Origin of the sequence: Paenibacillus sp. ClWae2A (assembly GCF_032452295.1) — a bacterium.
Classification (GTDB): Bacteria; Bacillota; Bacilli; order Paenibacillales; family Paenibacillaceae; genus Paenibacillus.
Map to the genome: position 1 here is coordinate 12,963 of NZ_JAULSQ010000015.1, position 12,856 is coordinate 25,818.

Here is a 12,856-nt window from a genome sequence, read left to right on the forward strand (position 1 = left end):
ATAAAATAGGACTTCGGTGTAGAACGACTTCAAATTCAGGGACAGGGTGAAACGATGAAATTCACAGTATTTGCGAAGACGGTCATTCTTTTAATTTGCCTGCTGGTACCCATTCTGCTGCTCTATACATATGCGAATCAGGCTAATGTGGATATGGTCGTTGAAGAGAAACAACAGTCGAGTCTGAACCAGTTCAATTATTTCAGTTCCCAGGTGGATAAAAATATCGAGCAGCTCTCACTGTATGGCCTGACATTGCTGCGAGATCCCAGTATCCTGCATTATCGTTACATGACGGACTCCACCAGCCAATATGAGAAAAACAGCATCTATCTGGATATCCTCGACAAATTATCATTGTACCAGTCCACCAGCCGCTGGAAGAATGATATTACCATTGTGCTGCCACAAGCGGAACTTGTGTTGTCCACCATGTCCAGCCGGACGGTCTACGATGAGAAGATGTTGACGTTTCCGCAACCGGGCCAATGGCAGCTGGAGCAGGGGAGTTTCACTTACTTTTTCACGGATAACTATGAGTGGAATGAAAAACCGATGAACACAGGCGTGCGAACGGTGATGGAGATTAATTTTGACCCGATGAACGTGGTTGCCATGTTGGATGATTTCAAAGAAACGCAGGGAGGAGATCCTTTCTTGCTCGTACCAGGTAAAGATCCGTTGCTGAACCGTACGGCGGACCCCGAACTGGTCGAAGCGATTATGCGAGATATCCCTTTTGACGGACCGGAGCGGGAAGGTAATCATCAGCTGGAGGTGGGTGACAAACAATATTTGGTCAGTTACGTGCACTCCAAACAACTGCAAGCGGTATACGTGAACCCGGTGGTATTGGATGATTTACTAACCCCAATGGACAAGAGCCGGAATATGTTCATTACCTCCATTCTGTTACTGCTCGTGCTGAGTATCGGGGCTGCACTGCTTTTGTATCGAAAAGTCCAGGTGCCCATCCATCGTTTGATGAGAGGGCTGCAACAGATTCGCAAAGGCCAGTTGTCCACTCGGATTCCAGTCGATCACTCCCGTGATGAATTCGCGTACCTGACCCAGAGCTTCAACCATATGGCGGAACAGATTCAGGAATTGATCGAGAAGGTATACGAGGAACGTATCCGCTCACGGGAAGCCACACTGAAACATCTGCAATCACAGATCAATCCGCATTTCCTGTACAACTGCCTGTTTTATATCAAAAATATGACCCAGCTTGGCAACCGTGAAGCGGTTATTGCCATGTCGCTAAGTCTGGGAGACTACTATCGCTACATTACGCGGGGCGAGAATGACATGACGACAGTAGAAGAAGAGATTCGGCTGCTGGACCATTATCTGTCTATTCAGCAGATGCGGACCAACCGACTGACCTATGAGATCGCCGTACCGCAGCAACTGATGCAGCTCCACATTCCACGGCTTCTCATTCAGCCGATCGTTGAGAATGCGGTGATCCACGGCATCGAGCCGATGGAAGGCAGTGGGCATGTCGTCGTAACGGGAATGGCGGTACCCGAACATATTGAGGGACGAAAATATACAAGATACAGCCTGTTTGTAGACAATGATGGTGTCACGCTGACAGCGGAAGAGATTGCAGAATTGGAACGGGAGATCAATGAACCAATGGGTGAGGAGATTGGAACAGGAACATGGAATGTGCACCAGCGTCTCGTTACGCGATATGGGCTGTCGTCCGGGCTTCATTTTGGAGCGATTCCCTATGGTGGGCTTAGTGTAGAAATTCGATGGTTTGAGGAGGATCAGACGTATGATGAATCTGATGGTCGTGGATGATGAACATTCCGCAGTAGAGTCGATCGCTGTCTCCATACCGTGGAGGGAACACGGGATTGGTCAGGTATTCAAAGCCTATTCTGTCAAAGAAGCCTTGGAACATATGGCATCACATCAGGTCCATATTATTATCACGGATATTCGCATGCCGGGTATGTCCGGTCTGGACTTGGTCAGTCACATCCGCCAAAAGTGGGAACAGACCAAATGTATTATTTTATCGGGGCATGCTTCCTTCGATTATGCGAAGCAGGCGCTCAAACATGGGACCGTCAGTTATCTGCTCAAACCAGTTCGGGATGAAGAACTGATCGAATCCGTGCAGCAGGCCGCCGTGCAGATTCGCCTGGAGGGTGAGAAACAAATGCTGCATCAGCAGGCAATGTATTCAGTGAGGGAACATCTGCCCGAGAAGCGGGCAGAGCTGATGAAGGATGTACTGTTAGGGCATAAATTTGCGGATGCTGAACTCGAAGGTAAGCTGGAGCAATTGGAGATCGGGTTCCGTCCACAGGATAAAATGCAACTGCTGCTCATCCGTTATGATGACCATCAACCTACACATAAAGCGTTTCGATTGATGAAGTACGCCATCTCGAATGTGGTGGAAGAGATCTACGGGAGTACCTATCATCTCTGTCATACGGATGACGCCTACGATGACCTGGTCTTCATGGCCAGTCCCAAACAAACTCAGGCTGAACCTGAAATGTTAATGGGTCGGCTTGGAGAACGGTTGATCCACAGTGTGAGGCAGTATCTGAAGGCGACCATTTCCCTGTCTGTTAGTCGTATGGGACGTTTTCCAGATCAGGTGCCGCAGCTATATCATCAAGCCGTGAGTGCGCTTCGAAAGCGAGCAGAGGCAGGCAAAGGATTACATCTGAATGCGGCAACAGGCTCTAATGGGGCTACGTTGAAGTCTCTTGCAGCACTGTATGAACCGCCGGGTCTGACGACGTTACTGGAAGCCGGGCGTATGGAGGATGCACACCGTAAGATTGATCAGATCTTTGCCGAACTGTCGAACAGTGTGTTCCCGGAGCATGTGTATGTGGCTTTTCATTATCTGGCGGCAGCATTCTCCTATATGGCTCATCGGGAAGGAAGGCAGTTAGCCGAAGTGCTTGGGGAGCAGTACCAGCAGTTGCTCAAGGATGGTTATGGTATCTCGCTGCGTAGTCTGGAAACGTGGACCAGATGTGTGATGCAGCAGTGGCAAGAGAGCACCAGCGATGCGGGACAGGATGCGGGATCAACGCTGATCCGGCAGGTGCAACAATGGATCGACCATCATCTGGGTGAGGATCTATCGTTGCAGGTCATTGCCGGAGAGGTGCATCTTCACCCGGTATATCTATCGAAAATGTACAAACAATCCACCGGTGAAGGCATTAGTGATTATATTATCCGTTCCAGAATGGAACGTGCGGTTCATTTGCTCAAGCATACGGCGATGAAGATCTATGAAGTCGGTCAGGAAGTGGGGTACAATAACACGCCTTATTTCATTCAGGTGTTCCGCAAACATTATGGATTGACCCCGCAGGATTTTCGGAACGGTTAACAAATCAATATGAACATTGAAATTGTGATATATGTTTGCCTCCCCGGCTGCACTATCCTTTTCATGTAAGGTGCATAATGCCACATGCAGAGGTGCATTTGGCACATAAGGGTATCCAAGTTACCTGAGGAGGGGTTAGTTCATGTATAGAAAAATGATGACGGCATTACTCGCAATAACGATGGTTGCTGTAACGGCATGCAGTTCGGGGGCCAAGGAAGAACCGGCCAAGGAAGCCGCTGCACCACTTGCTCTGCAAGACGGGAAGTATGAACCGACGGTACAGATGAGTTATTTGCGGGCCTGGAATGATGATACGAAATTCAAGAATGGGGAAACGGCACAGAACAATGTGCATACCAAATGGGCCAAGGAACGACTTGGCATCGATCTGACCACACCATGGGCTGTATCGGTGACCAATGATGCATTTTACACGAAATTACGCTTGTCGCTGTCCGCTAACGAAGAACTGCCGGATATCGTATCCATTCGGGGAGACTACAATCTGGTCCGGGAATTAATTGAGTCCGGTAAATTTGCCAATGCAGGCGAGCTGTTTGACAAGTATGCTTCGGACACATGGAAACAGGCATCTGAATCGGCGCCGGAGGAATGGTATCCGTACATGTATGAGGGCGAGCGTTATGGCATTCCAATCTTCGATTATGCCTACAACGGCGATTCAGTCATGTTTATCCGTGAAGACTGGCTGAAGAAGCTGGGACTGGAAGAACCAAAAACCATGGATGAGCTGGTTACGGTCATGGATGCTTTTACGAATCAAGACCCCGATGGGAACGGCAAAAAAGATACGTATGGTCTGACCGTGGGCATGAAAAATGCGCTCAATACCTGGATGACGGAATCCGGCTGGATCTTCGGCATGTACAACACGATGCCAGGACAGTGGAATGATGCCGGAGACGGAACACTGCAATATGGTTCCATTCAGCCAGGTGTGAAGGAAGGCCTTGCAACGATGAAAGATTGGTTGTCCAAAGGTTATCTGCCCAAAGAAGCAGGCGTATATGACGAGATCAAGGCAGCAGAATTGTTCACCGCAGGTAAAGCAGGCATTATTGTGGGGCCACACTGGATGCCAAACTGGCCGATTGATGATGTGAAGAAAAATGTGGACGGTGCCACGTACAAGGCTATTGCCTTACCTACAGGGCCAACAGGCGAGAGCCACCAACATGGATCTGGTGCAAGTAACGGCGTTGTACTGATTAACAAGGATATGGTGAACCCAGAGATTTTCTTCACGTACCAAAATTATCTGTTCGACAACTTTGCTAATCCGGAAGTGGGCAGCGAGTTCGAACATGGCTTCGCGCAAGGATACGACTATGACATCGTGGACGGCAAAGTGGTTGGTGAAGCCGAAGTGAAGGATGGCGTATCACCACTCAAATATACAATTACGTATGATGGTGCACGAATTCCGAATCTGATGATGGATACGCTGGCGGAACTTGCGAAGGGCAAGGAACCGGAGACTCCTTTTGAGAAAAATACGAAGATTGCCAACAAACCGGAAGTATTTGTAGCCGCTGAGGTGGTCGTTGCAAATAAAGATAACGCGATCAAGAACAAGTTCACCGGGGCACCAACCGAGACGATGAAAATGAAGAAGGACGCAATCGACAAGTTGGAGAAAGATACTTTCAGCAAGATCATCTATGGTCAGGTAGGCATTGAGGAATTTGATGCGTTTGTGACGAAGTGGAAATCCATGGGCGGCGATGATATTACCGCCGAAGTGAACGAGTGGTATAAGACAGTAAATTAATTTACAAAGCAGGGGAGAACTGATGAATTCATCAGTCTACCCTGCTTTTTTAGTAGGCATCTTCCATATTATAAAAACAACAAGGATAAGAAAAATAGAGCCTTGAAGTGGATACCAATAATCTATATAAATTGAACTAAAACATTCACACGAGAACGGAGAGGGCAGAAATAACCTGAAGAAGCGAAGCTAAAAGCTTTCTGAAAGAAAGCTGCATCGGAAGCATAGTCTCGCCTTTATCCCTAGATTGTCACCTTTGTAAGAGTGAATGAAAAAAAATCTGGGGATAACAGCGATCGGAAGGTTGTTCTGTCATTGGAGTTTTAAGTGTGAATAATCTTTAGTTCAATCTATATCGTACAGATCGATTATGACTCGCAGCGGACAAAGGTAACGTTTTTTCCTAAAATCACATTCTCCACTTTCCATCCGGCATTTAACCAAGATAGTGCCTGTGTATGATTCATGGAATTATTCACCCACCATTGTTCGCGATTATACGCTGTAGGGGGTAACGTAAATCCGAGAATCTCCTCAAGCTCTGCGTATGTAAGGGTGATTGAAACCTGATTCAAATAGTTTTCCAAGGGGAAGTATTTGCTGTAGCTCATTTATTCGAACCTCCTGAAAAGGAATACAATAATTATACAACGTAGGGATGATGATAGCGAGGGCATACCGAGAGCCTACATAGATGTGAAAGGCATCTGTAGATCTCTTTGACTAGGGCATGTCTTAAATACCACTTAAGGGCATCTTTCACCATCTTTTCTCCCCCTGCTGCCTTATTGTTCCGGGTGTGCTGGAGAGAGTAAAATAATAGGTAGTATACAAACATCAATACGTATTTATAACATAGATGCCCCGGAATGTTCCGGGATTCATAGAGGTTCAAGTGTGGTTGGTGAACATCATTAGATGTATAGGAAGGCAGGAGATTAGATGAGTACACTTTATGACCAGGCAATGGAAGAGATGATGACGACAATTCATGAATGGTTTGATGAACAGGAAAAGCGGGATGACTTGGAAAATGTTACGAAGCGAACTACGCTGCAAGTAGGCATCTTCAATGATATTTTGCTGGATTATAGACCTGGACGGACTACAGTAGACAGTGTGGATCTGGGTTTGGATGATGGTCTGAAATCGAAGCAGGCAGGAGCCTTTACCGAGGAGCAGGTGCGGAATGAGATCGGGCCTAAGCTTGTAGAGGTTGTTCAGGGAAGATTGGACAAGCTGGCTAACACACCGTTGATTGACTACCACTTCACCTTCCGTGGTAAATTCCCTACAACAGAAGGGAAACTGCAATTGACGTTACTGGAATATATCAATGAAGAGAAAAAGCAGCAGTTGCTTGAGCGCATTCATACATATATTGATAAGAAGCTGGAGAACAGTACATATCCAACAAAGCCATTGGAATCCTTCTTTTTGACGAGTCATCTGCTCGATCCAAAGCTGTTCCCGGAGTTGGATGTAGCATGGACGATCAGGCAGTATGACCGGATTCAAGAGTTGAATCAGGGGCGTCCGGATGCACTTGCGGAACATCGTCGTGAGATTACTCATGCAGTGACGGCATGGGTGGAGAATCAGTTTTTGCCACAGTATTATGATGTGCAGTCTTCGGCTTATCGTACCAATGAATATTCGCTTAAGCCCGGAGCAACGCTTCAATCCAACATTGAAACACAGACAGGTCAACGTTCGGACGAGCATGGGAAGCAGCAAACATCCGAGACTCAACCAATCGATCTGCTGTTATACGCGGCGGTCATGATTCTACGTTTTGAGCCAAGTTATAGCAAACCCAAAGGTGTGACTTTCTTGGAACTCGCGAAGCAACTCGGTAGCAAACGTGCGGCACGTATGATGACAGAAGGTAGCGGGACGTATGCGAAGGACGATATTCATGTGAAAACGGAAGAAGTAGAATGCAAAGCAAATGATGTATTTGCTCTGATGACCATTCACATACGTAAGGAAGAGCCGGGTGCCTATCAACAGGCACTTACCTTTATCACTCATTTAATGAAACAGGGCTTTCCGAAAAGTTATAAGATCAAGCTCAAGTCCAGCATAAAACAGTATTTGCCGATCAAAGGACTCGCGAAGTCGGATACCCACCGATTTTTTGCCAATGCACTGGAGTACCCGGAGTTGCATCCACTCCTGGAAGAGTATGCACGTGAGGCTATCCAAGAGTTCGAGTTTTATGAGGATACCGAGGGAGAGAAAAGCTGTATGCCGGGCAGTTATGCAACCTTTGGGCTGGGGCTTGTGGATGAGCGGTATTTCCCGTTGGTTGAATATTACATGGGTGAAGTGGATGATGAGCATCAGTTAATTCAGGATAAGTTCATTGCGGCATTTGTGGAAAAACAGGGTGTAACGGCCCAATCCATACCTGCGTTAGTCGCCAGCTTGCGTCGTTCGACGGACAGTCTGAAGCTGAAGATTCAGCTTGAGCTGGAGAATGAGGAAATACTCGAACTGTTGGTTAGACAGATTCAAGAACTTGAGCATTATGAAGCGGAACATGTACTCTATCCGATCTTCGGCAAGGTGGAGAAGCTCACAACGCTCGCTCGCAAAGCGGAGGGAAGACGGAAGGAATTATTGCTGGAACTGTTACAGGCCGCAGGGAAATAGAATGCAAACAAGGCAAGTCAGATTGTGCTGTACCAGCCAGTAAAGCATTTTAGAGAAGTGGAAGTGTATAAGTAAAGGTGGGGAGAGTTATGGAAGCATTAAGACGAGACATGTGGCAGGGGTTGAATGCCCAGGACAAAGAGGCTTGGATGCGTAAGCTGGTTCATCAGTTACCGGAAGGTATGGTATATGAGGGTCTCGAGACATTTGAACGATTCGGTCAGCGAATCGAGACAGGAGTGTTTAGGCATGAGGAGGAGAGGTTTGTATTTGTACCTGGGGACCGCATAACCCTCGGCTGGGATCGTTGGCAGCATGGTATGAACGAAGAAACCTCAGCCGACCTGCATGAAACGGTCAGTGAGTATGGTGTGGAGGACGTGGATTCGTTTCTGGTGAGTCAAATGTCACCTGTAAGAACGGTCAACATTGCGCCGATGCTTGTTGAATGCGAACTGATCTCGCTAGGCTGGATTGAAGTGTCCGAGGAGGAAGCATTTGCACAGGAAGATCCTGATTTCCCGTCAGCACTGGAGCAGTTTAAGCAATCGGAGATACGTGAATACGAATTGCATCAACAATTTCGTCTGATTCGCCAAAGTGAGAATGAAGTCCGAATCCTATGGTTCAACGAAGGAATAGAGTTGGAAGACGTTGTGAGGGAGGAAGCTGCGGCGGGTTTTGGTTTGCTGACCGAAGACGAATGGGAGTATATCTATGGCGGCGGTTGTCGCACGTTATTTCCCTGGGGTGACAGCTTCGACTATACGATGAGATTGAAGCACTTTGGAAGTCTGGAAGGCGTGGATGAGATTGTGAATGGATCGGCAGAGACGGCCTCGTCACGGGTTAAAAAAAAGGATGATTGTCCCTATGATCTGGAAATGCCGAATTTCTTCGGGGTGCAATTTGCTGGTGATCCCTACAAATATGAGCTTACGCTCGATTCGGCTGGGGATGTGATGCCCAAAGGCGGAGACGGCGGTAGCCTGATATGTGGTGGTACAGGGCCGCTGGTTGGTTTCTTGCCTGCTGCTGCGGTGTATTATCGAGACGTTAATGCCAGTGAACTCGATTGGGAGGATTTGATGGATGCGATGGTGTATCGCAGGGTTGTTCGTTTGGCTGAACTGGCATTGTAATCATGACGAAACGAATCTATCAAGGAAGAGCTATAATGGTGAATAATAAACGTTTGAAACCGTATGAAGATTCACCTTATGTCATCTATGCGGTAGATGGTATTCGGTTGAGTGCAGGCATACTTGTCCTGTTTTTTCTTAACGTATTTCTGCTTATTCCCGTGTTCAGTGTCCCGTTCCAATCGCTGTATGCGTATATTCTCGTGCCACCACTAGCCTTTATGAATATATGGGCGATTGCCCTGATTGCTGCCCCACGCAGACTTCAACTGAATTATGTATTGTTCCGAGGCGTATTTGGCATCGTTTGTTCTGTGGGATTTATGGTGATTATACAGAAGTTTGCCTACGGGACACTTGGTCTGTCGACACCTTGGTACGCCATTGGATCATTTGCGGTATATGGTTTTGCTTTGTTCCAGTACGTGAAGTTTCGTTTGCGTAAGCAGCAGCAGCCCCCTCAGCGTAAAAAAGGGGATAAAAGCACGGGTGTGCCTGTTGCCACAATAACGATGATTACGGGCGGAGCATATCTTCTGGCCAATATTTCACTGGTCTTTGTTACACAGCAGACTGCGGCTGTTGTGCTAATGTGTGTATACATTATGCTGGCTTTTGTGGTATTTCATTTTATCATGGATTTGCATCGGTATTACTGGCTTCGCCAGGTCATGAACAAGGTAGAGAGTTAATTGCAGGATAGGGACAGACGAACAGGAAGAAGTCTTTGCAGCAGAGCTTGAGCATACGTAACACACATCAAATCAGCCCCAGCTCATAGAGCGGGACCGAAATGAAGTGTGTTTATTTTTGTTTATTTCACTTTTTGTACAGATACCGCCATTTGCTCCAGTTGAGTATGAGTCAATTGGTTATTCGGTGAGCTGATGGTTACATAACGATCATCCAGCTTGAATGTGAGCATATCCGTTTGATCTGGTGTGTACCATTTGGCTGATACGCCATTAGGCAGTTTTACCGTTTTGCCATCATAGCTGAACGAGTAGTCTTTAGGGGATACCGTGACATTCATACGATTGAAAACAAAGTTTACACCATCACCGCCTGCACCTACGCTTTTGAACGTATCTCCAGCAGCCATATGTTGTGGGGCATAGGCTGTTGTGAACCCGTCAAACTTCGCAAATGCTTTGCGAATGTTATCCAATTGTTGTTTGCTATAGTTTACATCTGCGAATGCAGTGATCCCTTGATCGTTGTTGCCAGTTGCTTTCTGAACAGAGACAGCGACTTGTTGCAACTGAGCTTGACTCAGCTTATGATCCGGTGATCTTAGGGTAACGTAGCGATCATCCAGTTGGAATGTGAGCATGCCCGTTTGATCGAGTGTGTACCATTTGGCGATAACCCCATTGGATAGTTTCACGTCTTTGCTCGTATAGCCGTCCGAATAATCTCTTGGAGATACATCCACTTTCATATGGCTAAAAATAAAGCTTACGCCGTCGCCACCCGCACCTACACTTTTGAACGTGTCACCTGCGATCATCTGCTGAGGGGCATAAGCGGTCTCAAACCCATCGAATTGTGCAAAAGCCTTTTGAATGGCCTCTTTTTGTGCTGCACTATACGTTACATTCGTCAGAGCTGATGGATTGCTCGTAGCTTGGCCGATAATAACCTGCCCTTTTTTGCCGTCATAGGATACGGGTACATGCAACGCATCGGCCAGCGCACGTACAGGCAGATAAGTGGAGTTGTTATAGGTAATTGGAGCAAGTTTGTTGCCATTGCTATCCGTTGGTGAGTAAGCCGCCCCATCAACATTAAAGCTGATTCCATGATTAAGGTATGCGGAGATTTTCTCCAGCTGTGTTCCGGCGAATACGCCCGTTGCTCCTGTTAAAGTCATGCCCAGTACCATCATCGTTGCTACGGATTTCTTCACGTTTTTTTTCATCATATATCTCTCCTTCAAGTTGGGGTTTAGTTTTGTTTAATGGGCTCGCTGTCCCTTATGGCTTTATATTAAACCCCGAACATATCCAGAATAATTCTGAGTTATCTCCAACTTGTAAACATGTGTATATATACAGGAGACTAGCATCTGTTTGTTGAATAGATCGCTTAGGATCAGAAAACGAGGTGAAGGCGTGACCATTTTTCATTATGTGGCAGTTCATTATAATATTGGGAATATTGTAGGATTTAATGCCATAGAACACGGTAATAGTTCTAAAGCGATGCTGATCGAGTCTACACAAGGTAAGTTCGTTTTACGTAAGCTGAGGAACGAACAACAGGCGTGGATTGAGTATGAAATGGTTCAGGCATTGGCATCCGTAAACATTTCACCATCCATGGTACAGACAAAATATAAGATTCCGTATATCACATATAATTATGAGATTTATAATTTGCAGATCTACATAGAGGATTTGCTTCCGCGTTCCCAAAGTAACATTGACTTTGTTCGGTTAGGTCAGGTGGTCGGCCTTTTTCATCGTATGACGAATCATCTTAAGGTTGCTGGTATGGATGATCGTTTCGAGTTATCTCAATTATGGCGTGAGGTTTCCAATGTAGTGTTAGCCTCGTCATCTGAACAAATTCGTACGTTAGCCCAACTTACAGAGGAGTGTCTGGAATTTCGCAAGACGAACCATTCAGTCATTCATGGGGATCTGGGCATGTGGAATTTGTTGTTTACAAAAGAGTCCATCTACATTATTGATTTCGGTGAAGTAAGAATGGACAATCGTCATTTCGATCTGGCAGCTGTACTGACTTCTACAATTCCCTCGTCAACACATCGGCAAGAACTTGGAAAGATTATGGCTAACTTTGAAGATGGTTATGTGCAGGAGAATGCTGATTTTAACAGGAGGCAGCTTTATGAACAGTTACAAGTATGGATGTTACGCGGATTTTTGGCAGTAATCAGGGAGAGGGGAGATGGCCCCTCAACCATTGGATATGTAGAACGAAAACTGAAGATGCTTGGCATGTTTGAACGTATTCTTTGCCGAATCGAAACATTTTAGTTAAACAGATAAAGGATTAATCCGCCAAAACCAAGTACAATCGCACCAACATATACATAGGAAAGTTTGCTTAGGTTTTGCTTTGTGCGGCGGTCATATTCGGGGTTGCTGGTCTGATTGGCTTTGGAATTTCCGATGATCATGGTAGCAATACCTCCAAACAAGGCGATACCCACAATTAAAACATAAGGCAACCAGGTCATGAATGGGCCTCCTTCGCGAATGATATGATATGTCTTTATTGTACTTCAAGTTAACCTTTGATGTAAGCTTCATTTGAGAAAATAAGGGAAATGAAGTATCTGTCTTACAGAATCCCCGAACGAGAAAGCCCAATTCTTTAGATGTGGGATGAAAGTGAGGTCGGATACGGAGTATCACTATTGTGATGCTTCAAGTATCCGAAATGTGTGCGTTCTTAATTTTTTCAGCTTGTTTCAATTCATCTATTAAACTGATACAATATAGATATGAATGATTATAGAAGAACAAACACAACCGTATCTTTGTTGAACTATCATTTTGTGTTCTGCCCACGATACAGAAGAAAGATATTTCTCAAATTAGAGGTAGAACAGCGCTTCAAGGAACTGGTGCATGAGGTATGTGCAGAGCTTAAAATTGTGATTGTTGCCATGGAGTGCGACAAAGACCATACACATATGTTTCTCAATGCACTTCCAACATTAAGCCCTGCTGATATCATGGCAAAAATAAAAGGAGTCACATCAAAAAAACTACGAGAAGAGTTTCCACACCTTCTGCATTTGCCCAGTTTGTGGACACGTTCCTATTTTGTTTCTACCGCTGGAAATGTATCAAGTGAGACCATCAAGCGTTATGTTGAACAACAAAAGACAAGGGGGTGAAGTAA

General features: G+C 45.9%; 11 protein-coding genes. 8 read left to right on the plus strand and 3 right to left on the minus strand.

From position 1 onward, the window contains the following. Positions 1 to 54 precede the first annotated feature (54 nt). The 3 genes from QVE09_RS27590 to QVE09_RS27600 all read left to right on the plus strand — a co-directional run bounded on the left by QVE09_RS27590 (position 55) and on the right by QVE09_RS27600 (position 5,177). The gene (locus QVE09_RS27590; protein ID WP_315939389.1) at positions 55 to 1,815 is read left to right on the plus strand and encodes a sensor histidine kinase; all 1,761 of its coding nucleotides are present in this window, start codon (positions 55 to 57) and stop codon (positions 1,813 to 1,815) included. Further along, positions 1,790 to 3,382 carry a response regulator transcription factor gene (locus QVE09_RS27595; RefSeq protein ID WP_315939390.1) on the plus strand — a complete coding sequence of 531 codons (1,593 nt, stop codon included), beginning with the start codon at positions 1,790 to 1,792 and terminating at the stop codon, positions 3,380 to 3,382. The genes QVE09_RS27590 and QVE09_RS27595 overlap by 26 nt, the downstream gene beginning before the upstream one ends. 142 nt (positions 3,383 to 3,524) lie before the next feature. After that, on the plus strand, positions 3,525 to 5,177 hold the full coding sequence (locus tag QVE09_RS27600) for an extracellular solute-binding protein (protein ID WP_315939391.1): 1,653 nt from the start codon (positions 3,525 to 3,527) through the stop codon (positions 5,175 to 5,177). Between the two features lie 368 nt (positions 5,178 to 5,545). On the opposite strand, the gene QVE09_RS27605 is transcribed toward QVE09_RS27600, so the two are convergent. Continuing rightward, positions 5,546 to 5,788: a DUF7662 domain-containing protein gene (locus QVE09_RS27605; RefSeq protein ID WP_105407032.1), complete on the minus strand. Its 243-nt coding sequence runs from the start codon at positions 5,786 to 5,788 to the stop codon at positions 5,546 to 5,548. 331 nt (positions 5,789 to 6,119) lie between these two features. On the opposite strand from QVE09_RS27605, the gene QVE09_RS27610 reads away from it, so the two are divergent. The 3 genes from QVE09_RS27610 to QVE09_RS27620 all read left to right on the plus strand — a co-directional run bounded on the left by QVE09_RS27610 (position 6,120) and on the right by QVE09_RS27620 (position 9,669). Further along, the gene (locus QVE09_RS27610) at positions 6,120 to 7,835 is read left to right on the plus strand and encodes a DUF6138 family protein (protein WP_315939392.1); all 1,716 of its coding nucleotides are present in this window, start codon (positions 6,120 to 6,122) and stop codon (positions 7,833 to 7,835) included. An 89-nt stretch (positions 7,836 to 7,924) separates the two neighbouring features. After that, entirely contained in the window at positions 7,925 to 8,977 is a 1,053-nt protein-coding gene (locus QVE09_RS27615) for a hypothetical protein (RefSeq protein WP_315939393.1), read from the plus strand. A gap of 35 nt (positions 8,978 to 9,012) precedes the next feature. After that, positions 9,013 to 9,669 carry a hypothetical protein gene (locus QVE09_RS27620; RefSeq protein WP_315939394.1) on the plus strand — a complete coding sequence of 219 codons (657 nt, stop codon included), beginning with the start codon at positions 9,013 to 9,015 and terminating at the stop codon, positions 9,667 to 9,669. Between the two features lie 122 nt (positions 9,670 to 9,791). On the opposite strand, the gene QVE09_RS27625 is transcribed toward QVE09_RS27620, so the two are convergent. After that, complete coding sequence (locus QVE09_RS27625; RefSeq protein ID WP_315939395.1) at positions 9,792 to 10,901, minus strand: stalk domain-containing protein; 1,110 nt, start codon at positions 10,899 to 10,901, stop codon at positions 9,792 to 9,794. Between the two features lie 190 nt (positions 10,902 to 11,091). Here QVE09_RS27625 and QVE09_RS27630 point away from each other — a divergent pair, with 190 nt between their 5' ends. Further along, a complete protein-coding gene (locus QVE09_RS27630; RefSeq protein WP_315939396.1) occupies positions 11,092 to 11,982 on the plus strand; it encodes a phosphotransferase in 891 nt (296 codons plus the stop codon). Here the strand turns inward: QVE09_RS27630 and QVE09_RS27635 are convergent. After that, complete coding sequence (locus QVE09_RS27635) at positions 11,979 to 12,185, minus strand: hypothetical protein (RefSeq protein ID WP_017692174.1); 207 nt, start codon at positions 12,183 to 12,185, stop codon at positions 11,979 to 11,981. The two genes, QVE09_RS27630 and QVE09_RS27635, sit on opposite strands and share 4 nt — an antisense overlap. 267 nt (positions 12,186 to 12,452) lie before the next feature. Between QVE09_RS27635 and tnpA the strand changes: the two genes are divergently transcribed. After that, the gene (gene tnpA / locus QVE09_RS27640) at positions 12,453 to 12,851 is read left to right on the plus strand and encodes an IS200/IS605 family transposase (RefSeq protein ID WP_315939397.1); all 399 of its coding nucleotides are present in this window, start codon (positions 12,453 to 12,455) and stop codon (positions 12,849 to 12,851) included. Positions 12,852 to 12,856: the final 5 nt, after the last annotated feature.

Bases quoted from the DNA above. Each gene is read 5' to 3' on its own strand.
- QVE09_RS27615 (WP_315939393.1), top strand. From the start codon at position 7,925: ATGGAAGCATTAAGACGAGACATGTGGCAGGGGTTGAATGCCCAGGAC.
- QVE09_RS27635 (WP_017692174.1), bottom strand. From the start codon at position 12,185: ATGACCTGGTTGCCTTATGTTTTAATTGTGGGTATCGCCTTGTTTGGA.
- QVE09_RS27600 (WP_315939391.1), top strand. From the start codon at position 3,525: ATGTATAGAAAAATGATGACGGCATTACTCGCAATAACGATGGTTGCT.
- QVE09_RS27625 (WP_315939395.1), bottom strand. From the start codon at position 10,901: ATGATGAAAAAAAACGTGAAGAAATCCGTAGCAACGATGATGGTACTG.
- QVE09_RS27605 (WP_105407032.1), bottom strand. From the start codon at position 5,788: ATGAGCTACAGCAAATACTTCCCCTTGGAAAACTATTTGAATCAGGTT.
- QVE09_RS27590 (WP_315939389.1), top strand. From the start codon at position 55: ATGAAATTCACAGTATTTGCGAAGACGGTCATTCTTTTAATTTGCCTG.
- QVE09_RS27595 (WP_315939390.1), top strand. From the start codon at position 1,790: ATGATGAATCTGATGGTCGTGGATGATGAACATTCCGCAGTAGAGTCG.
- tnpA (WP_315939397.1), top strand. From the start codon at position 12,453: ATGAATGATTATAGAAGAACAAACACAACCGTATCTTTGTTGAACTAT.
- QVE09_RS27620 (WP_315939394.1), top strand. From the start codon at position 9,013: ATGGTGAATAATAAACGTTTGAAACCGTATGAAGATTCACCTTATGTC.
- QVE09_RS27610 (WP_315939392.1), top strand. From the start codon at position 6,120: ATGAGTACACTTTATGACCAGGCAATGGAAGAGATGATGACGACAATT.